General features: G+C 53.1%; 22 protein-coding genes and 3 pseudogenes. 23 read left to right on the plus strand and 2 right to left on the minus strand.

Going from position 1 to position 20,776, the window contains the following annotated elements; genetic code table 11:
- From CD000_RS19050 to CD000_RS05265, 12 genes and pseudogenes are all read left to right on the plus strand, one after another.
- Window positions 1-169: pseudogene (locus CD000_RS19050) on the plus strand (AAA family ATPase); the annotation flags it as partial.
- 196 nt (window positions 170-365) lie between these two features.
- Window positions 366-887: pseudogene (locus CD000_RS05215) on the plus strand (class I SAM-dependent methyltransferase); the annotation flags it as partial.
- An 89-nt stretch (window positions 888-976) separates the two neighbouring features.
- A complete protein-coding gene (locus CD000_RS05220) occupies window positions 977-1,369 on the plus strand; it encodes a rhodanese (RefSeq protein ID WP_096225039.1) in 393 nt (130 codons plus the stop codon).
- Entirely contained in the window at window positions 1,336-1,596 is a 261-nt protein-coding gene (locus CD000_RS05225) for a metal-sensitive transcriptional regulator (RefSeq protein ID WP_013145015.1), read from the plus strand. Before CD000_RS05220 ends, CD000_RS05225 begins: the two co-directional genes overlap by 34 nt.
- Window positions 1,597-1,699: 103 nt before the next feature.
- Window positions 1,700-1,927, plus strand: coding sequence for a sulfurtransferase TusA family protein (locus CD000_RS05230; RefSeq protein ID WP_020278577.1), 228 nt, complete (start codon window positions 1,700-1,702; stop codon window positions 1,925-1,927).
- Between the two features lie 51 nt (window positions 1,928-1,978).
- Window positions 1,979-2,461 (plus strand): DsrE/DsrF/DrsH-like family protein, encoded by a 483-nt coding sequence (locus CD000_RS05235; RefSeq protein WP_020278578.1) that lies wholly within the window; start codon window positions 1,979-1,981, stop codon window positions 2,459-2,461.
- Between the two features lie 12 nt (window positions 2,462-2,473).
- Window positions 2,474-2,839 (plus strand): rhodanese-like domain-containing protein, encoded by a 366-nt coding sequence (locus tag CD000_RS05240; protein ID WP_050367406.1) that lies wholly within the window; start codon window positions 2,474-2,476, stop codon window positions 2,837-2,839.
- Window positions 2,840-2,851: 12 nt separating this feature from the next.
- Window positions 2,852-3,148 carry a rhodanese-like domain-containing protein gene (locus CD000_RS05245; RefSeq protein ID WP_015375136.1) on the plus strand — a complete coding sequence of 99 codons (297 nt, stop codon included), beginning with the start codon at window positions 2,852-2,854 and terminating at the stop codon, window positions 3,146-3,148.
- A gap of 21 nt (window positions 3,149-3,169) precedes the next feature.
- Complete coding sequence (locus CD000_RS05250; protein ID WP_047757993.1) at window positions 3,170-3,739, plus strand: sulfurtransferase TusA family protein; 570 nt, start codon at window positions 3,170-3,172, stop codon at window positions 3,737-3,739.
- 48 nt (window positions 3,740-3,787) lie between these two features.
- Window positions 3,788-4,924 (plus strand): MBL fold metallo-hydrolase, encoded by a 1,137-nt coding sequence (locus tag CD000_RS05255; protein ID WP_096225040.1) that lies wholly within the window; start codon window positions 3,788-3,790, stop codon window positions 4,922-4,924.
- A 72-nt stretch (window positions 4,925-4,996) separates the two neighbouring features.
- Window positions 4,997-5,779, plus strand: coding sequence for a sulfite exporter TauE/SafE family protein (locus CD000_RS05260; protein ID WP_096225041.1), 783 nt, complete (start codon window positions 4,997-4,999; stop codon window positions 5,777-5,779).
- A 149-nt stretch (window positions 5,780-5,928) separates the two neighbouring features.
- A complete protein-coding gene (locus tag CD000_RS05265; protein WP_096225042.1) occupies window positions 5,929-6,312 on the plus strand; it encodes a DUF302 domain-containing protein in 384 nt (127 codons plus the stop codon).
- 171 nt (window positions 6,313-6,483) lie between these two features.
- On the opposite strand, the gene desB is transcribed toward CD000_RS05265, so the two are convergent.
- Both desB and CD000_RS05275 read right to left on the minus strand, forming a co-directional pair.
- Window positions 6,484-7,602: a Delta(10) desaturase DesB gene (gene desB, locus CD000_RS05270; RefSeq protein ID WP_096225043.1), complete on the minus strand. Its 1,119-nt coding sequence runs from the start codon at window positions 7,600-7,602 to the stop codon at window positions 6,484-6,486.
- Window positions 7,603-7,882: 280 nt separating this feature from the next.
- Window positions 7,883-8,296 (minus strand): EamA family transporter, encoded by a 414-nt coding sequence (locus CD000_RS05275; RefSeq protein ID WP_096225044.1) that lies wholly within the window; start codon window positions 8,294-8,296, stop codon window positions 7,883-7,885.
- 370 nt (window positions 8,297-8,666) lie between these two features.
- Here CD000_RS05275 and CD000_RS05285 point away from each other — a divergent pair, with 370 nt between their 5' ends.
- The 11 genes and pseudogenes from CD000_RS05285 to CD000_RS05330 all read left to right on the plus strand — a co-directional run bounded on the left by CD000_RS05285 (window position 8,667) and on the right by CD000_RS05330 (window position 20,706).
- Window positions 8,667-9,518 (plus strand): Cof-type HAD-IIB family hydrolase, encoded by an 852-nt coding sequence (locus tag CD000_RS05285; protein WP_096225046.1) that lies wholly within the window; start codon window positions 8,667-8,669, stop codon window positions 9,516-9,518.
- Between the two features lie 87 nt (window positions 9,519-9,605).
- Window positions 9,606-10,997: a hypothetical protein gene (locus tag CD000_RS05290; RefSeq protein WP_096225047.1), complete on the plus strand. Its 1,392-nt coding sequence runs from the start codon at window positions 9,606-9,608 to the stop codon at window positions 10,995-10,997.
- A 275-nt stretch (window positions 10,998-11,272) separates the two neighbouring features.
- Complete coding sequence (locus tag CD000_RS05295; RefSeq protein ID WP_023633524.1) at window positions 11,273-12,115, plus strand: citryl-CoA lyase; 843 nt, start codon at window positions 11,273-11,275, stop codon at window positions 12,113-12,115.
- A 3-nt stretch (window positions 12,116-12,118) separates the two neighbouring features.
- Window positions 12,119-13,555: an aldehyde dehydrogenase family protein gene (locus CD000_RS05300; protein ID WP_198962488.1), complete on the plus strand. Its 1,437-nt coding sequence runs from the start codon at window positions 12,119-12,121 to the stop codon at window positions 13,553-13,555.
- Between the two features lie 14 nt (window positions 13,556-13,569).
- Window positions 13,570-14,568 (plus strand): zinc-dependent alcohol dehydrogenase, encoded by a 999-nt coding sequence (locus CD000_RS05305; RefSeq protein ID WP_096225049.1) that lies wholly within the window; start codon window positions 13,570-13,572, stop codon window positions 14,566-14,568.
- The gene (locus tag CD000_RS05310) at window positions 14,565-16,328 is read left to right on the plus strand and encodes a thiamine pyrophosphate-binding protein (RefSeq protein ID WP_023633526.1); all 1,764 of its coding nucleotides are present in this window, start codon (window positions 14,565-14,567) and stop codon (window positions 16,326-16,328) included. Before CD000_RS05305 ends, CD000_RS05310 begins: the two co-directional genes overlap by 4 nt.
- Before the next feature lie 30 nt (window positions 16,329-16,358).
- Entirely contained in the window at window positions 16,359-17,195 is an 837-nt protein-coding gene (locus tag CD000_RS05315) for a sugar phosphate isomerase/epimerase family protein (protein WP_096225050.1), read from the plus strand.
- Window positions 17,196-17,308: 113 nt separating this feature from the next.
- A pseudogene (locus CD000_RS18075) lies at window positions 17,309-17,479 on the plus strand (IS701 family transposase); the annotation flags it as partial.
- Window positions 17,480-17,736: 257 nt separating this feature from the next.
- Window positions 17,737-18,753: a TRAP transporter substrate-binding protein gene (locus CD000_RS05320; protein ID WP_031212347.1), complete on the plus strand. Its 1,017-nt coding sequence runs from the start codon at window positions 17,737-17,739 to the stop codon at window positions 18,751-18,753.
- Between the two features lie 78 nt (window positions 18,754-18,831).
- Window positions 18,832-19,422 (plus strand): TRAP transporter small permease, encoded by a 591-nt coding sequence (locus CD000_RS05325; protein ID WP_096225051.1) that lies wholly within the window; start codon window positions 18,832-18,834, stop codon window positions 19,420-19,422.
- Window positions 19,423-20,706, plus strand: coding sequence for a TRAP transporter large permease subunit (locus tag CD000_RS05330; protein WP_096225052.1), 1,284 nt, complete (start codon window positions 19,423-19,425; stop codon window positions 20,704-20,706). It begins immediately after the preceding gene.
- Window positions 20,707-20,776: the final 70 nt, after the last annotated feature.

Below are 20,776 nucleotides of genomic sequence, written 5' to 3' on the forward strand. Positions count from 1 at the left end.
ACACCCGATTACCCCAGCTGCCTTAGAAGCGATCGCCCTGCAGTCGCAGGGGTGGCCGCGGATCATCAACAACCTCGCCACCACTTGCCTGTTATACGGCGCTCAATTAAAAAAACATATTATTGACGAAGACATTGTGCGTATGGCAGCCGAAGAAATGGGGTACTGACACAGCAGGGGCTGATCGGCCCCTGTTATGTTTCATCCCGATCCATCCTCATTCTAGTTAATCATCCGAAATAATGTGCAAATGTTCGGAAATAATCTGCAAAACCTGGAATAATTCGCAAAGATTTTGCACATTATTTCCGAATCCGTCCGAAATAATTTGAAAAAGGGATTCTGAAATAATGTGCTAATTTACACCGAAGCGCAAGGAATGGATCGACCCGCAACGGGCGATTTCGATGTTGTCCGTGAAACCGGATGACACGGTCGTCGATCTTGGCGCCGGGAATGGTTATTTCACGATTCCTCTCGCGCAGGCGACAAACGGAAAAGTGTATGCGGTCGATGTGTAGCCAGAAATGATTGAATTGCTAAAACAGCGAGCCGCGAAACTAGCGGTCACCAACATCGAATATCGGGTGGCGGATGTCGCTTCGACCGCCTTGCCTTCCCATTCGCTGGACAAAGGAATCATGGCGTTCGTCTTTCATGAAGTGGAACGAAAAGAAGCCGCCCTTGACGAAATTCGCCGTGTGATGAGGCCAAACGGGCAGTTTCTGTTGATCGAATGGGAGACAATGGAAAGCGAAATGGGGCCGCCGCTCCATGAGCGGATTCCGTCGGAGGAACTGTTTTCCTATGTGAAGCAAAAGGCGGGCAACGTGGAACTTGTCCGTTTTCACCCGGCTGTCTATGGTCTTTTGATTCGCTGGGAATAACCAATTGTTGAGGAAAATATTTCTTATTTTCATTATACCGTATAGGGTATATAATGATCGTGCATAGGGTGAATAGTGGGGGTGAACCGTTGATCGTTAGCAGTTTGTTATTCTTTCTCATTCTTTTGGGCGCAGCGTTGTATCGACGCTACTATCCTGTAAAACATATCCCGTGCGTTCCGGTAGAAGAGGTGCCGGACGGCTTGCTTCTTCTTGACTTGCGCGATTATAATGAAAGCAACGGCTCCATATTTGGCCAAGCGTTGCATATTCCGGTGGCGTATTTGAAACGGCATGCGCGGGATATTCCGCCAAAGCCGCTTCATATCATCGTTCAGGATGACATCGAAAAAAACGTCGGCATCCGCCTGTTGCGCCGCTATGGCTATGAGGTGAACAGCTATTCGATCACGGCTTGCGATTGTCAAGAAAGGGGGCGAACGAGCCGATGGAATATAACAAAGAGATCAAAAACCGCTTAAAACGGATTGAAGGACAAATTAAAGGCGTCCTTGGCATGATGGAACAAGGGAAAGACTGCAAGAGCGTCGTTTCCCAGCTGTCGGCGGCGCGCAATGCCATTGACCGCGCCATTGCCGTCATCGTCAGCACCAATTTGGAACATTGTCTTCGTGAAAGCATGGAAAAAGGGGAAAGCACAGACAGTCTTGTCAAAGAAGCAGTGGAACTGCTTGTGAAAAGCCGTTAATGCGTTGCTCAACAAAAAGGTGTTGACAACGTTCTTTTTCTCGTAGTAATATACCCATAGGGGTAATGGTAATAAAACGTATGATATCAAGGAGGTTATCAAAATGAACGCAACGAAAGTATTGGATGCAAAAGGATTGGCCTGCCCGATGCCGGTGGTGAGAGCGAAAAAAGCGATGGACGAATTGCAATCAGGTCAAGTGCTCGAGGTGCACACGACCGATAAAGGGGCGAAAAACGATTTGCCGGCATGGGCGAAAGCGAGCGGCCATACGGTGCTTGAGATGAAAGAAGACAACGGTGTGTTGATGTTCTGGATCCAAAAAGGATAATGTGTGCACATTTTTATACCCATACAGGTATGAAAGGAAGGAGGCAGCCAGATGACACAGCCGAAGAAAAAGACGACGATCATTTTGTTCAGCGGCGACTATGACAAGGCGATGGCGGCTTACATCATCGCCAACGGCGCCGCTGCCTACGACCATGACGTGACGATCTTTCATACGTTCTGGGGGCTGAACGCCTTGCGGAAAGAGGCGCCGGTTCCCGTGCAAAAAGGGTTTCTTGAAAAGATGTTCGCGAAGATGATGCCGCGCGGCGCGGACCGCATGGGGCTGTCGCGCATGAATTTTGCCGGCATCGGCCCGAAGTTGATCAAAAAGGTCATCAAAAAACATAACGCCATGCCGCTTCCGCAGTTGATCGAGATGGCGAAAGAGCAAGGCGTGAAACTCGTCGCTTGCCAAATGACGGTCGATTTGCTTGGGCTGAAGCCGGAGGAATTGATCGACGGCGTTGAGTTTGCTGGCGTCGCCGCGTATTTGGCTGATGCGTCGGAAGGGAACGTGAACTTATTTATTTAACGAGGGAATCATATGTCGCAAACCATCATCAACATCATCCTGTTTGTTTTGCTTGTTTGGTTTTTTGCCAGCCGCTTCATCCCGCCGAAAGGGGTGCGGATGATCACAACAGCGGAATTGAAACGCCGGTTGAAAGAACCCGGGGTACAGTATATTGATGTGCGCACCCCTTTGGAGTTTCAGTCTTACCATCTGCCAGGGTTTCGGAACATCCCGCTGCACGAATTGACAGCCCGTGCTCACGAACTATCGAAAGAAAAAGAAGTGATTGTCATTTGCCAAAGCGGGATGCGAAGCCAAAAAGCAAGCCGATTGTTAAAGAAAATGGGATTTCAGCACGTGACGAACGTCAAAGGCGGCCTAAACGCCTGGCAGTAGAGGAGGATGATGATGAAAACGATCACGCCAAAAGAGGTAGAAGAGCGGCTTCGCGCTGGAGAATCGCTTCATATCATTGACGTGCGCGAGCCGGAGGAAGTCGCTGCGGGCAAAATTCCAGGAGCGGTCAATATTCCGCTCGGTTTGATCGAGTTTCGCATGCATGAATTGGACAAAAATGAGGAATACATTCTCGTCTGCCGTTCCGGCGGCCGCAGCGGCCGTGCGGCGGAGTTTCTTGACAGCCGCGGTTACCGCGTCGTCAACATGACAGGGGGCATGCTGGCTTGGGAAGGGCCTGTCGAATAAGCCGTAAGGAGGGATTCGTTCATGATTAAAGTTGATATGACCGTTGATGCGAAAGGACTGTCCTGCCCGATGCCGATCGTTCGAACGAAAAAGGCGATCAATGAATTGCAGCCGGGGCAAGTGCTGGAAGTGCAGGCGACGGATAAGGGATCCAAAGCCGATATCAAAGCATGGGCGGAAAGCACAGGGCATCAATATGTAGGAACAATTGAAGAAAATGGGGTTTTGAAACATTATATCCGCAAGGCAGCAGAAAGTGAAACACGCAAAGAAACGACATTCCCTCATGTCGTATCGAATGAACAATTGCAAGAAAAACTTCACGATCCTGATTCGTTTGTTTTGGATGTCCGCGAACCGGCGGAGTATGCGTTTGGCCATATTCCGGGCGCCGTTTCAATTCCGCTTGGGGAGCTTGAAAATCGGATGGCCGAACTTCCGAAAGACAAAACGATTTATGTCGTGTGCCGCACAGGGACGCGGAGCGATTTGGCCGCGCAAAAGCTGGCCGAAAAAGGATTTGACCGTGTGCGCAACGTCATTCCAGGCATGTCGCAATGGAACGGGCCGCTTGATTCCGCTCAATCGTAATGAGCGGCCTTTTTTAACAATCAAATATACATTAGGGGGTATGGTAATATGGTGAAAGAAATGACCGTGCAACAAATGACGGAAAAGGTGTTCAACAAAGAATCGCTGTTCATCTTGGACGTCCGCAATGAAAGCGATTTTCGCGATTGGAAAATCGAAGGGAAAAACTTTGACTATTTGAATGTGCCGTATTTTGAATTGATTGATGGGGTTGACTCGATTGTCGACCGTCTTCCGAAAGACAAAGACATCGTCGTCGTGTGCGCGAAGGGAGGATCGGCGGCGTTTGTCGCCGAACAGCTGACGGAAGCCGGTTTTGACAACGTTTATACGCTCGCTGGCGGGATGCAGGCGTGGAGCGAGCATCTCCATCAAGCCAAAGTATACGAAGATGATCAGTTGAAAATTTACCAATTCATCCGCGTCGGCAAAGGATGCCTGTCGTATATGGTCATCTCTGGCGGCGAAGCGCTTGTCGTCGATCCGTTGCGGTTTATCGATGTGTACGAACAAGTGGCCCAACAAGAAGGGGTGAAGATCACGCATATCGTGGACTCGCACTTGCATGCCGACCATCTTTCCGGCGGCAAGGCGCTGGCCGAACGAACGGGAGCAGCATATTACTTGATAAAAAGCGAAGGGGCGGTGTTCGATTTCAAGCCGCTTGAGCAACATGAAACGATCGACTTTGAAAACGTTCATCTTGAAGTGCTGGCAGTGAAAACGCCGGGCCATACGCCGGGCAGCGTCTCGTTCTTTGTCAACGGCAAATGGCTGTTCTCGGGTGACACGATTTTTGTCGGCGGTCTCGGGAGGCCGGACCTCGGCGGCAAAGTGGCGGAATGGGCGGCGGATTTGTATGACACCGTGTACGAAAAAGTCGCGGCCATGGCGGATGATGTGATCGTCTTGCCGGCTCACTACGCGAACTTGGATGAAGAAATCAACGCGGAGGGGTATGTCGGCGATACGTTGGGCCGCATCCGCGCCCGCAATGAGATGATGCAAAACAAACCAAAAGACGAATTCATCGACCTCGTCATCCAAAGCGCCAAGACGGAAACCCCGCCGAACTTTGAAGACATTGTCGCCATCAACCGCGGGCTCAAAACCGTTGATATCGAAACAGAGCGGGAGCTTGAGATCGGCCCGAACCGCTGCGCGCTGCATCATACCCATGCCTAAAGAAGCGGCACAGATTGGCAGGGGACGGGGGCGTGCCTCGTCCCTTTTGAAACGAAAAGGGAGGGATGGTCGATGGATGTTTCGCTCGCGTTTCTCATTGTCATCTTTTTCATCGGCTTTGTCGGTTCATTTATTTCTGGGATGGTGGGGATCGGCGGGTCGATTATTAAATATCCGATGCTTCTGTATCTTCCGCCGTTGTTTGGGCTGGCGGCGTTCAGCGCTCATGAAGTGTCGGGAATCAGCGCGGTGCAAGTGTTTTTCGCCACGATCGGCGGCGTGTGGGCGTATCGAAAAAGCGGCTATTTGAACAAATCGCTCATTTTGTATATGGGGGTAAGCATTCTTGTCGGCAGTTTTGTCGGCGGCTATGGCTCGAAGCTGATGAGCGAGGGAACGATTAACGTCGTTTACGGCATCTTGGCGGCATTGGCGGCGATCATGATGTTTGTGCCGAAAAAAGGGATCGATGACATTCCGCTTGACCAAGTGACGTTCAACAAAGAGGTGGCGGCCGCCTTGGCGTTTCTGATCGGCGTCGGGTCCGGCATCGTCGGGGCGGCGGGGGCGTTTTTGCTTGTGCCAGTCATGCTCGTGGTCCTGAAAATCCCGACGCGAATGACGATCGCCACGTCTTTGGCCATTACGTTCATTTCCTCCATTGGCTCTACGTTCGGGAAAATCGCCACCGGCCAAGTCGATTACATCCCGGCGCTCATCATGGTCGTCGCGAGCTTGCTTGCCTCTCCGCTAGGGGCGAAAGCGGGGCAAAAAATGAACACGAAAGTGCTGCAAGTCATCCTTGCCGTGTTGATTTTGGCGACGGCGGTGAAAATTTGGGGGGATATTTTATGATCGAAGCGCTTGAAAGGCGACGGGTCACGGGAAAAGACATGTGAACGCTGGAACTGATCATGTGTCGCCGTCCGTTTTCTGCGTGATGGTGAGCGATCGATTTGAGCATGCTAAACAACGGGAAAACATAACGAAGGGAAGAAGGAACGATGTTCCATTACACGGTTGATGTGTCAACGGGCATGAACGAAACGATCGAGCGTTTGGAAGAAAGCTTGAAACAAGAAGGATTTGGCGTGCTCTGGCAGTTTAGCGTAACCGAGAAGCTGCAAGAAAAGGGGCTTGATTTTTCCACGCCGATGGTCATTTTCGAAGTGTGCAACCCGCAAGAAGCGGCGCGGGTGTTAAATGAAAACTTGTTGGTCGGTTACTTTTTGCCGTGCAAACTCGTCGTCTACCAAGAAAACGGCACAACGAAAATCGGCATGCCGAAACCGACAATGCTCGTTGGCATGATGAACGATCCTGCTTTGAAGGAAATCGCGGCCGACATTGAGAAGCGGCTGGCCGCTTGCCTCGACCGCTGCCGCTGATGGGCAATGAAAAAAGGTGTCCCAAGATGGGGCACCTTTTGGTTGTGCGCACATACACGGAAACGCAGGTTTGCGGAAAGAAAAGCGCTCTTTTCCCTTCTCCGCCGCTTCTTGATCGATGATCCAAAAGGAGAATCACAAGGTGACTGATTGTTGCAAAGCCAATCCTTTCTACAAATTCCCTTGCCCCGCTGCTTTTTTGGTTTTTGCCCGTTTTTTGGCTGCGCGCGGCTGTTTTTCCGTTTCCAGCTCGCGATGCACAATCCGGTCGGGGTTGAGCCCATTGCCAAGCGTGCCGTACACATGGCCTTGCTTCGGCTCGATGAGCTCATTGTGCTCGTAGTAGACGCGCGGCGTTTTCCAAAGGGCGGCCAACGCTTTTCCCATCGGCATTTCGTGGTAGCGGTCGGGCCACATTTGTTTGATGTATGTTTTCACGAGCGGATAGTACTTCGAACTCATCGCAGGAAAGAGATGATGTTCAGTATGGTGCGAAAAGTGGAAGTGAAGGATATCCACCCACTTTGGCACGGTGACCGACAAACTGTTCGCCAACGGATCGTTGACCGGCACTAACGGATTGAGGCGGTGGTTGGTCGAAATGTAGCCCATGACGATCATGTTGGCGACGAGCAGCGGAAGCAAAAAGGCGAAAAACCATTTTTCCCAGCCGACAAGCCATAACAGCCCGAGCCATGTCGCCCAAGGCAAGAAAAATTGAAATAGGACAACCGCGCGGTTTTTCCAGCGAAAGTCGTGGAAAAAGTAAAACAGCATCCGGATCGAGTGAAGGGTAAACATCACGGACAACGAGCTAAAGGCGAAAAAAGCGCGAATCGGAAACGGGATGCGGTATACCCAAGAGAGCAGGCGGCTTTTCGCTAATTTCTCCATGCTTGGCCACGCGTCCGGGTCTTTTTCTTCATGCTGGGTATGCACATGGTGGCTGGCGTTATGCCATTTTCTCCACAACTTCGGACCGGTGCAAAGCGGCCAAAACGCGATTGCGCCGAGAAGATCGCGCAGCCAAGGTGTACGGACGACGGTGCCGTGCAAAATTTCATGTCCTAAAAATCCTAACGCGGCAAAACTGAAACCAAGCACAACAGAGATGAGGAGGTTCCATAACGGGTGAAGATGAAAAAGTGATACAGCGAGGATGCCGGCGATGACGAGCCCTACATAAGCCAAACCTCCAAACAAGCGGGACTTCACGGGTTGAAACGCTTTTTTCGGCAAATGCGGGGCCATTTTCGCCGCGTACCAGCCGAACGGGTGAAAATCATTCATTCAGTGATCTCCTTTCAAACTACTCTCCGTTTGACAAGCAGCGGTGAAGCCATTCACACACTCTTGGTCGCAACGAAGACCTTATTTCATAAAGTGATCCCAAAAGCTGTCCTCTATGCCGAAATGATGTGGAGGGCGGAGAAAAGCTCTAGGTCACTATAGGATTTATCATAACATCTTTTGGATTGTCCTGTCTATAGGCTTGATGGAAAACTGCCAAAATTGAGTATGGCGGCAATATTTCGAGAAGAACAGGCTAAACGATTGAGAAGGCGGCTGGCTAAAACATCATGATCAATGTCCCGATGGTAATGAGCAACACCCCGATCACCACTTTCGCGGACAGCGGTTCGCCGAGAAACATAGCCGCAAACAAAATCGTCAGCACCAAGCTTGATTTGTCAATGGCGGTGACGCGCGAGACATCGCCGATTTGGATCGCTTTGTAGAAACAAAGCCATGACAATCCGGTCGCCGCTCCTGAGAGGCAGAGAAACACCCAGCTTTTCGTTGAGATTGCTTTGACGCCTTGATGAGCCCCTGTCATCCAGACGATCATCCATGCGAGCACAAGCACGACGGTGGTGCGAATGGCGGTCGCTAGATGGGAGTTCACGTTCTCAATGCCGATTTTCGCCAGCACCGATGTCAGCGCCGCAAACACCGCCGCCAGCAAAGCATAAACGATCCACATGCACATCCCTTCGTTTTCATTGAGAATTTTTCTCATCTATTATACTACGAGAAGGGAGAACATTTCACCATTTTTCCATTCGTTTGTTATAATGGAGGACAAGCACCACTTTTGTGAGCTGGGCGTTAAGATGAGCACAAATCCCCCTCGTTCTGATGAAGTGCGCCAATGGTTCGCACCGTTTGTGATCGAAGAACCCGACAGCTATCAGAATAAAAAGGAAGCGTTGCAGAACAAGAGCAGATGGAGGCAGGCGCTGACGTGCGGAGAGAAGAGGGCGGACATTTCCAACTTTCCACTAGCCCCTGCTTCTGTCGGAACACCGTTTTTCCAGCCGCTTTTGGCATGACGAAAGAAAGAGGGATCAGAGATGTTGATTGCACTCGATATGGACGGAACGCTATTAAACGGGGAAGGAAAAATCAGTGAACGAAACCGGGCGGCCATCACTGCAGCGCAGGCGCAGGGCCACATCGTCGCCGTCGTGACAGGGAGGGCGCGCAAAGACGCGCTCGCCCCGCTTCGCGAGGCGGGCATTATCTGCCCGATCGCCAGCTTAAACGGCGCGGTCGTTTCGCTCGAAGACGGCACGGTCATCAGCGAGGCGCCGCTCGAGCGGAAAATCGTCCGTCCGACGCTTGAGTGGGTGCGCGAACAGTCCGATTTGTATTGCGAGACGTACACGGGCGATGCGGTCTATGTCGGCCTGCACAACCGCGCCCAATGGGAGGCGCTCGCTTCCGGGATGGCCGATGCGGCGCCAGAGGTGAAGTGGCTCGTGAACAAGCAGTTCCAGCAGGCGCGGGTGACGTATGTCGACGACATCCGCACGGTGTGGGACGACCCGAAGCGGGTGATCTATAAGCTGCTGATTTTCGCCCTTGACCGCGAGCGGTTGCGTGATGCGGCCTCCCGTTTCGCGGCGCTCCCTGGCGTCACGGTCACCTCCTCACATCCGCACAACATTGAGATGAACCACGAACGGGCGACAAAAGGCGAGGCGCTCAAGCAGCTGGCCGCCCATTACGGCATCGATGTGCGCGATACGGTCGTCTTTGGCGACAGCCATAACGATTTGTCGATGTTTGAGGTGGCGGGCTGCCGCGTCGCCATGGCCAACGCCGCCCCCGAATTGAAAGCGAATTGTGATTTCGTCACCCTCTCCCATGAAGAAGACGGCGTGGCGGCGGGGCTTGAGCGGGTGCTTGCGAAACGGGTGTAGCAGCACCCGTTTTTTATTCATTTGTCTGCCGCTTGCTGAAAAAATGTAGTATAGTAATCTCATATACTACAAAGAAAGGGGAGAACGATGACGAACGATCGCATCAAAGACATGATCGGAACACTGCGGGTGCCGGTGTACACAGCGGCGGTGGTGCTGTATGTCCTGGCGCAGTTTGTGGCGGCTCCCATTCACTATGTCATGGGAGCCGCGGCGCTGTTGGCATTCGTCGTGTCAGCGTTTTACGCCCACGGGGTGTATATGGTGTCGGGAGTTCTGTTTTTTGGGCTTGGCGTTGGGTTGTTTCTGTTCTATGGCGATGCGTGGCCGACGTTTATCCTTCATTTTGAACGGGTGTTGGGGCTGCTCTCGCTGTTTTTTGTGCTGCCGTTTATGAATACGCTCATTCGCGTCGGACGGTATGACCATAGTTTAAGCGAATGGCTTAAGCGGAACGCCGAGAGCGTTTCTTCGTTATACCGCCGCAGTTTCAGTGTCTGCCATTTGCTTGGATTGTTTTTAAACATTGCTACGATTCCGCTTCTTGTCCGTTCGTTGCGCGCCGCGCTGCAAAATTTGGACGGACGGGAGGCCGAGTCGTTTTATGTTCGGAATTTGTTGCGGGCGTATGCGCTTTGTTTGACGTGGAGTCCGATGGAAGTGATGATCAGCACGACGATTGACTTTACCGGCGTGCGTTATGATCAAGTGGCGCTGTTTTTGTTGCTGCTGGCCTTTACGATGGCGATGGTCGATTGGGGGATGGCCGCTGTTTCGTACCGTTGCATCCCGTTGGAAAACGGCGTGGAAACGAATGGGAAAATGACTGTTTCGGTCGGGAAAAAGGCAGCCCAGCTGCTTTTGGTGCTCGTCGTGTTTACCGTGCTCGTTTCCTTGTTGCAACATTGGCTTGGCAAAGGGTTTTTGTTTTCTGTCGTCTTATTGCTTGTCCCGTTTTGCTTCGGGTGGGCGCTGCTTGTGCGCCGGGTGAAGCGGTACGCGACGGTGGCGTTCCGCCATTGGAGAGAACGGACAGAAGGATTGGCGAACTACTTTTTCATGTTTTTAGGGGCTGGATTGTTTGTCGAGATGCTGGCCCGATCCCCTCTGCTTGCGGTGCTTGAGGGCTGGTTCCGCGTCGGGGCGGAACATTCCGTCTGGCTGTATGGAATGATTGCCGTTTATTTTTTCGCGACGTCGTTTGTTGGGTTTCATCCGTTGGTCAGCTTGACGCTGCTCATGCCGCTGCTTGAGCCGGTGCGGCTGCTTGTTCCGGCGGTGCCGTTGTCGATTGTGCTCATTTGCTGCAGTTTGGCGACAGTGATGTATAGCCCGTACAATATTTCTGTTTCCTTGCTGTCTGAGGAGCTTGGGGATAACCCGTACCGGATCGGCAAACGGAATGTCCCGTTCGCTCTCGGCTATATGACAGCAGGAATCGGCATCGCCTGTTTAGTGGAAAGAATATTTTTTGGTTGACAGCGTTTTCAGTAGAAAGGTATAATGAGATTGAATCAATCGAATTTTTTGATAAGTGAGACTTAATTTTAGATCGATCTAATAAAACCGGTGATGTCAAGGCAGGGCGTTGGGTGATCATCGGCTCATTGAGGGAATAGAAAGAGAGAAGGTCTGCTCTGTAGACCCTTTTTAGATCGATCTAACCACCTTTCATTCTTTGTTTTAGATCGATCTAATTATCTCTTGTTCTTTTAGATCGATCTACAAAGGGCGACGAAGGAGGATAGACTTAGATGAAGCAACGAAGTGCGCTCGATATGTACGCCGATGGAGGGGCGTGGTGGGAGACGTCGATCAGCGACGTCCGCAAAAATGAAATTCTCATTCGCGGATATCCGATTGAAGAATTAATCGGCAATGTGTCGTACACGCAAATGCTGTACCTCTTATTATGCGGCGAGATATTGAGCGAGAAAAAGGCGAAGTTATGGGAGAGCGTCCTTGTCGCCGGGGCGGATCACGGCCCGCGCGCCCCGTCGATTGCGGCGGCCCGCATGGCGGCGACATGCGGTATTTCCTTTAACTCGTGCGTGGCGACCGGCATTAACGTGCTTGGCGATGTACACGGGGGAGCGGTGGAGAAAGCGATGGCGCTGTTTTACGAGACGAACGAGCAAATCGAGGCTCGCGGCGGGGAAGGCGCCATGGCGGATGTGATCCGTGAGCAGTTTCAACAGTTTCTCCGTGAAGGGCGGAAACTGCCAGGATTCGGCCATCAGCTTCATGATGACGACCCACGTGTCAGACGGCTGTATGCGTTAGCTGGCGAATTGGTGGAAGAAGGAGAAATCAGCGGGCGGTATTTAGCGATCGCGGAAGCGTATCGTTCCCATTTGGAGAAAACGAAAGGGAAACGGATGACGATGAACATCGACGGGGTGGCGGCCGCGATCCAGTGTGAGCTCGGCGTGCCGGCTACGGCGGCGAAAGGTGTGTTTGCTTTGTCGCGGGGGATGGGCATTGTCGCTCACGCGTTCGAAGAATGGCAAAACGGGGTGTTGATCAAAGGGCCGTGCCCGAACCGGAGCGATTTAGTCCGCTACACTGGGCCGGGGAGACGTCATTTCGAAGAGTAGGTGATGAATATGAGAAAAGCACAGTTGTATATTAACGGGACATGGGTGGAAGAACCGCGTGCGGTTGAGCCGGTGAAAAACCCGTATACCGGGGAAGTGATCGGCGAACAGCAGCTCGCGACGCCGGATGATGTTGAAAGAGCGTTGGCATCTGCGTTTGCGGCGAAAAAAGACATCGCGAGAATTCCGGCCTATGAGCGGGCGCGCATCTTAAAAAAGGCGTCGGCGCTGCTTGAGGAACGGAAAGAAACGTTTGCCCGCTATATTTCGGAAGAGCTCGGCAAACCGCTCAAAAATACGTTGGATGAAGTGTCCCGCTCCATTGAAACGCTCGAGCAGTCGGCCGAAGAAGCGAAACGGCTGTTTGGGGAAACGATTCCGGGCGACGCCTCGGCGCGCGGGGTGAAGGCGGTGGCGGTGACGTTCCGTGTGCCGGTCGGCGTCGTGGCGGCGATTACGCCGTTCAACGCCCCGCTCAATTTGATTTGCCATAAAGTCGGACCCGCGTTTGCGGCGGGCAACAGTGTCATTTTAAAACCGGCGCCGCAGACGCCACTTATTGCGACAGAACTGTTGAAGTTGCTGCTAGAGGCCGGGCTTCCACCGCGCGCCATCAACATGGTGCTTGGCGGCGCCGAGGTTGGGCAGCAAATCGTGAAAGACGATCGCGTCAACGTCATTTCGTTTACCGGCGGCGTGGTGGCGAGCCGCAACATTTGCGCGTTGGCCGGCATGAAAAAAGTGCTGCTTGAGCTAGGCGGCAATGCGGCGACGATCGTCCATGAAGACGCCGATTTGAAACGGGCGGCCGCGCTTTGCGCGAAAACCGGCTACAGCAACTCCGGGCAAAGCTGCATTTCCGTTCAGCGCATTTACGTGCATGAGTCGGTCGTTGGACCGTTCACCGACTTGCTCAAACAGGAAGTGGAAGCGTTGAAAGTCGGCGACCCGCTCTTGCCCGATACGGATGTCGGCTGTATGGTCGATGAGCGGGCGGCGGATCGGGTGATGAGTTGGATTGATGAAGCCATCGCATCCGGCGCGACGCTTGTGTGCGGCGGAAAACGGCGCGGGGCGACGGTGGAGCCGACGGTGCTCTTCAACCCGCCGAAACGAAGCAAAGTCGTTTGTGAGGAAGTGTTCGGCCCGGTTGTCAGCGTCATCCCGTACCGGACGATTGACGAAGCGATCGCAGAGACGAACGATTCTGCCTTTGGCCTGCAAGCCGGGCTGTTTACGAACCGGATGGACATCGTCTATCAAGTGGCGGAGGCGCTTGATGTCGGCGGAGTTGTCATTAACGGCACCTCGAATTTCCGGTTGGATCATTGGCCGTACGGTGGCGTGAAAAATAGCGGCATCGGCCGCGAAGGCCCGCGTTATGCGATTGAAGAAATGACGGAAATAAAAATGATTGTATGGCAGTTTCCGCAAGGATGATGGGTGGTGCCAACATGTTAGCGCTTTACGTGGCGAAGCCGAATGAATTAGAGCTGCGGCGCCTCGAGGCCGTCCGTTCTCCTGAGGGGGATGAGGTGAAAATACAGCTCATCTATGGAGGCATTTGCGGGTCGGATCTTGGGGTGTTGAAAGGAAAACTTCCGCACGCGAACTATCCCGTTCGCGCCGGGCATGAACTAGTCGGTGTCGTCGTGGAAAAAGGAGAACAGGCGGCGTATGACATCGGGACACGGATCGTTGTGTTGCCGAATACGTATTGCGGAACGTGCGACTTATGCCAAAAAGGGTTGACGAACATCTGCCGGCATAAAAAATCGCTTGGCATCAACGTCGACGGCGGATTTTCGCATGAATTCATCATCTCATCCAAGTATGTGCTTCCTGTTCCTGATGATCTCTCCGATGAAAAAGCGGTGCTCGTCGAACCGTTTGCTGTCGTCGTGCATGCTTTAAGCAAAGTGCGGATCGAGCCCACTATGCGCGTAGCGGTCATCGGTTGCGGAAATGAAGGGATGATGGCGGCCGTCCTCGCCCGCCATTTGGGTGCGGACGTGACGGCGGTCGATGTGAATCCGTTAAAACTGGAGACGGTGAAAGCGATGGCGGACATCCGCACGCTTGCGCCTGATGCGCTGTCAGGTGAAATGTTTGATGTTGTCATCGAGGCGGCCGGTGCGCGCGAAGCGGTCGAACAGGCGGCGGAGCTTGTCGCTCCAGGGGGGCATCTTGTGTTGATCGGTCTGGCGAATGAAGCGACATTTCCGGTCGTGCGCCTCGTTCGCAACGAAGTAACTGTGCATGGCTCGATCATCTATCGCTTCCCGGATGACTATTTGCAAGCGATTCATTATTTGCAGACGATGCCGCATCCGATCGAACGGGTCATTTCCCGCATTTTTCCGGTCCGCGACTATCAGCGGGCGTATGAGTTGGCGTCATCCGGCAATGCGGGCAAAGTCGTGTTACGTTTCAAGGAGGAGGAAGAGCGATGAAAAAACCAGTAGCCGAACAGTTGGTCCGGTATTTGGAAGACCGCGGTGTTACGCATATTTTTGGGCTTTGCGGCCATACGAACATCGCAGTGTTGGCGGCTTTGGAGCATAGTTCAATCAAGTTCGTCAACGTCCGCCACGAACAAATTGCCGCTCATATGGCCGACGGCTATGCGCGGGCGAAAAAGGAAACGGCTGTCGTCCTCTGCCACGTTGGCCCAGGGCTGACGAATGCGGCGACCGGGGTGGCGAACGCAGCGCTTGATTCCATTCCGATGGTCGTCATCGCCGGAGATGTGCCGAGCCATTATTACGGGAAGCATCCGCACCAGGAGATCAACTTGCACGCCGATGCGTCGCAATATGAAATTTACCGCCCGTTTGTGAAGCGGGCATGGCGGGTCGACCGGCCGGATTTGTTCCCGGAAATTTTGGAAAAAGCGTTCCAGTTGGCGGAGAACGGCCGCCCGGGGCCGGTGCTTGTCTCCGTGCCGATGGACATTTTCTCCAAAGAAGTGGATGTGGCGCTGTTTGAAAAGCAAAAGCGGCATACAAAAACGCTGCATAAGCCGTCGATTGACGATGAAACCGCGAAACACATCATTGAGAAGCTGATGCAGGCGGAACGCCCGCTTGTGTACGTCGGCGGCGGCATTATGCTGGCGGATGCGGCGGAAGAACTGAAAACGTTTGTGGAACACTTCGACCTCCCGGTTGCGCACACGCTGATGGGTAAAGGGGCGCTGCCGGATGACCATCCGCTGACACTAGGCATGAGCGGATTTTGGGGGGCGAAATTTGTCAATGATATGTGCCGAAACGCCGATGTCATTTTGGCATTGGGAACGAGATTTTCCGAAGCTGATTGCAGCTCATGGGAGCCGGAGTATACGTTCAACATTCCGGAAACGAAGCTCATTCATATTGACATCGACCCGAACGAAATCGGGCGCAACTATCCAACGGAACTCGGCATCGTCGCCGATGTCAAGCAAGCGCTTACCGTGTTGAACCGCGTGGCGAAACAAACCGTGCCGCAAGGGCGGACGGACGAGGCGCTGAAAGAACGCATCGCTAACTATAAAGAGGAATTCCGGCGGCAAAATGCGCCGCACATTCAAGACGACAGCTATCCGATGCGTCCAGAACGCATTTTGCATGAGGTGCGGGAAGTACTGCCGAAAGATGCCATCATCACGACCGATGTCGGCTGGAACAAAAACGGGGTCGGCCAACAGTTCCGAGCGTATGGCGCAGGGACGATTTTAACGCCAGGCGGTTATGCGACGATGGGCTTTGGCGCTCCGGCCGCACTTGGAGCGAAAATCGCCTGCCCGGATCGCGTCGTCGTGTCGCTCGTTGGAGATGGTGGATTTGGCCAAAATCCGGCGGTGTTGGCGACAGCGGCTGAGGAAAATATCGCCGTTGTTTGGGTCATTATGAACAACTACGCTTTTGGCACGATCGCCGGGCTCGAGAAAGCGCATTTTGGCACGACGCACGGGACGGTTTTCCAAAAGGACGGTAAGCCGTATTCGCCGGATTATGCAGCCATTGCCCAGGCATACGGCGTTGAAGGGGTGAAAATTCGCTCGGCGGAAGAGTTTAAACCGGCGCTCGAACGGGCCATTCAGGCGAACAAACCGTTTGTCATCGATGTAGAAATGATCAACGTCCCGACGCCGACGTCCGGCCACTGGAATATTATGGACATCTATTCCCCAGGCAAACGTGTTCACCATGTTGCGGTGGAGCGGTAAGAAGAAACCTTCAAGATCGGGGGGAAGGATATGGCGAGAACCTTTTCATTGGCCCATTTGACGGTGCTCGGCTGCCCGCCGCCGGAGATGGCGCATATTGCCGCCCGGGCAGGGTATGATTACGTCAGTTTTCGGATCATCTACATGGGGCTGCCCGGCGAGCCAAACTATGCGTTGGCGGAAAATCCACAGCTGTTGCGTGAGACGAAAGCAGCGTTGCGGGAAACCGGCGTCAATCTGCTGGATATTGAGCTGGCCCGCATTGATGCCGATACGGATCCAAAACGGTATGAACCGGCCTTGGAAGTGGCGGCTGAACTGGGCGGCCGCCACGTCTTAAGCAGCATTTGGACGACCGACCGCAGTGTTTACATCGAGCGATTTGCCGAGCTGTGCGAACTGGCGGAACCATACGGGTTGACGGTTGATTTGGAGTACGTGCCGATTGCAGCGGTGACGAATTTGGCAGGAGTCGTCGATGTGTTAAAGACGGTAAGGAAAGACAATGCTGGCGTTATGATTGATTTGCATCATTTTCATCGCGCTGGCGATTCGCCAGAAGCGCTGGAAGCCGTGCCGCGGGAATGGTTCCATTTTCTCCATCTTTGCGACGCGCCGGGCGAGATTCCGGCGTCAAAAGAAGAGATGACGAGAATTCTCCGCGAAGAGCGGCTGTACATCGGCGAAGGCAGGATTGATATTGCCGACATTGTCCGTCGCATTCCGGAAATTCCCTGCTCGATCGAGCTGCCAAACATCAAGCGTGTAAAGGAATTGGGCTACGAAGAGCATGCGCGACGTTGCCTGCAGTCGGCGAAAGACTATTTTGCTCGTCATGTCACGGAGCAAAGCGATCTATCGGCGTGATCGATAAACAAAAGTTTGGCAGCGCTTCCTACAAGGGAGGCTGCCATACACGTATTCATAGTTATCTGAAAATTTTATATATTAACTGTAGATGAGCAAATTCACTGACGGCGGTGGTGCTGTTGGCCTGCGTGTACAGCATCGCCGAATCCCGACAAAACCTCTCCACCGGGCTGGAGCTTCTTCGGTCGCGGAAAGACCACAGCGTCGTCGAGTTCATTTATGACGCTGCAAAGCAAGAGATTCCCATTGATGTGATCAAAAAACAGCTCCGTATCGCGTAAGGGGTACCCTGTTTGTCTCTCTAACCATGGGAATTATTGTAATGAAAAATGCTCATCTACAGTATTAATTCTGTTTATTAAAAATAAATGCTCCATTCATTTGGTTGTTTCCCGCATGACCGGCCGCGGTCGAGAGAGAACAGAATGGCCTGCGGCAAAACGGGAATGCGGGTTCAACATACAACACGATGCCAGCCGGTTGATCCGTTCGGCTGCATCAACCATTGCACTATAGAGGAAAGAAGGGGGAAAAGGTAATGAAAAAGATGTTGGTGTTGTTGTTTGCCTGCCTGTTGGTGCTTGCGGGGTGCTCATCGAAATCTGAGCCGCAAGGAGGCGGTGCGGCGAAAAAAGCAGAACCAAAAGTGATGAAGATGGCCGTCGCGACATCAAAAGACCGTTCGTTGACGAAAGGGCTGTACAAATTTGCCGAAATCGTGGAAAAAGAGACAAACGGATCGATCAAAGTCGAAGTGTATCCGGATGGGCAGCTTGGGGGAGATTTGGCGGTGTTTGAAGCGCTGAAGATGGGAACCATCCAAGGATCGACGATGTCGACCGGTCCGATCGCTTCCTTTGCGCCGCGCCTTGGGGTGTTAGACTTGCCGTTTTTATTCAAAGATCGGGAAACCGCTTACAAAGTGCTGGATGGGAAAATCGGTCAAGACTTGCTCAACGATTTGCCGTCTGTCGGCGTGATCGGCCTGAACTATTGGGAAAACGGCTTCCGCCATTTGACGAACAACGTGCGGGAAGTCAAAAGCGTGGATGACATTAAAGGGTTGAAAATTCGGACGTTGGAAAATGACCTTCATATTGACTTATGGAAAGAGTTAGGAGCCACTCCGGTACCGATGGCCTTTACCGAGCTGTTCACCGCTTTAGAACAACACGTTGTAGACGGCCAGGAAAACCCTGTCGGGAATGTCGCAATCAATAAGTTTTACGAAGTGCAAAAATATTTGACGAAAACCGGCCACGTCTACAATGCGAGCCCGCTGCTCATCAGCAAAAAGTTTTGGGACACGTTGACGGACAAAGAAAAAGACATCATTACAAAAGCGGCGGAAGAAGCAAGAGACTATCAGCGAAAGCTTAATCAAGAAGAAGATGAGAAAATGTTCGACTATTTGAAACAGCAAGGAATGGTCATTACCGAGCTGTCCCCGGAAGAGAAGCAAAAATTCGTGGAAAAAGTGCAGCCAATCTATCAAAAATATGCGCCGAAATTTGGGCAAGATTTAGTGAACGAATTGATTGAAGCAGGAAAATAACAGAATGGCAAAGCCGGCTCTTAAGGGGGACTGCCCCTTAAGAGTCCTTCCATTCTTTCAGACTTGGAGGGAACAGCGATGAAAAGGATCGGAGACGTACTGGAGAAGGCGCTGAACGCCTTAATGGCGTTCTGCCTCGCGTTTATGTCCATTCTTGTATTCGGCAACGTCGTGCTCCGCTACGCATTTAACTCCGGCATCACGTGGTCGGAAGAAATGTCGCGCTTTCTGTTCATTTGGATGTCGTTTTTAGGCGCGGTCGGTGCTTTGAAAGACCATGACCATCTAGGCGTCGATACATTGGTGCGGAAGCTGCCGACCGGCGCCAAGCGCGTCGTGTTTGTCATCAGCAATGCGATCGTGCTGTATGTTCTCTATTTGCTTTTGGATGGAAGCTGGAAGATGACAATGAGCGGATTGGAAAGCAAAGCCCCGGCCACCGGGCTGCCGATGGCGTTCATTTATGGGACCGGGCTTGTCGTGAGCATCGGCATGGGCCTCATCATCTTGTTTCATCTGTATCAGGCGCTGTTTCGCACCGGGGCGATTGAGGAGCTGACGAGAATGAAAGAATCGGAAGAAGAAATCATGACGGCCGCTCCCGTCGAGCACGAAGCGGTAGAATGGGCGCACGGGCGAACGCAAGGCGCCGCTGGAGGTGAGCGGTAAATGGCGTTGGTCGTTTTTATCGGGTCGCTGTTAGGGGTCATGGCGCTCGGGATGCCGATCGCGTTTGCGCTCTTGGTCAGCGGCGTCGCCTTGATGTTTTATTTGGACATTTTTGATACGCAAATCATCGCGCAAAACTTGATCAGCGGCGCAGACAGCTTTCCGCTGATGGCGATTCCGTTCTTTATGCTCGCTGGGGAGCTGATGAACGCCGGCGGCATTTCGAAGCGGATCATCCGCTTTGCGATGGCGCTTGTCGGCCATATCCGCGGCGGGCTCGGGTATGTGGCGATCATCGCGAGCGTGTTGTTCGCCGGGTTGTCGGGGTCGGCGGTGGCCGATACAGCGGCGCTTGGGGCGATTCTCATCCCGATGATGGTCAAAGCTGGGTACAACCGCAACCGGTCGGCTGGCCTCATCGCTGCCGGCGGCATCATCGCCCCGATCATCCCGCCGAGCATCCCGATGATCATTTTCGGGGTCACAAGCGGCGTGTCGATCACGAAGCTGTTTATGGCCGGCATTGTTCCCGGGATTTTGCTTGGCATTTCATTGGCCATCTGCTGGTGGTGGGTGACCCGAAGAGATCAAGCGGAAGTGCTTCCACGTCAGTCGGCGAAAGAGATTTGGCGGGCGACCCGCGAGGCGTTTTGGGCGCTGCTGCTGCCGGTGATCATTGTCGGCGGGCTGCGCGGAGGGGTGTTTACGCCGACCGAGGCGGCGGTCGTGGCTGCGTTTTACGCGTTGTTTGTCGGTCTGTGCATTTACCGCGAGCTGAAAGTGAAAGACTTGTTCCACGTGCTCGTGGCCGCGGCGAAAACGACAAGCGTCGTCATGTTTTTGGTGGCCGCCGCCATGGTGTCGGCCTGGCTCATTACAGTCGCCAACATTCCGTCGATCGTGACAGATGTGCTCGCGCCGCTCATCGACCATCCGCTGGCGCTGCTTTTGGCCATTAACGCCTTGGTGCTGTTGGTCGGAACGGCGATGGACTTGACGCCGACAGTGCTCATTTTGACGCCGGTGCTGATGCCGATTATTGAAAAAGCGGGAATCGATCCGGTGTACTTCGGGGTATTGTTTATTTTAAACAACTGCATTGGGCTGCTCACGCCGCCGGTTGGCACGGTGCTGAACGTTGCCTGCGGGGTGGCGAAAATCAACATGGAGGACATCATGAAAGGAGTTTGGCCGTTTTTGCTGGTGGAGACGCTTCTGTTGCTTCTGTTGATTTTCTTCCCGTCTCTCGTCACGGTGCCGCTTGGGTGGTTTACGGGGCATTAAACGGATGGATGTTGCGTTGAGGCGGCGAGAAGCTTGATTCACCGCAAAGCCGCAGCATGGAAAGACGCCT

The sequence above is a fragment of the Geobacillus sp. FJAT-46040 genome, from assembly GCF_002335725.1.
Taxonomy (GTDB): Bacteria; Bacillota; Bacilli; order Bacillales; family Anoxybacillaceae; genus Geobacillus; species Geobacillus thermoleovorans.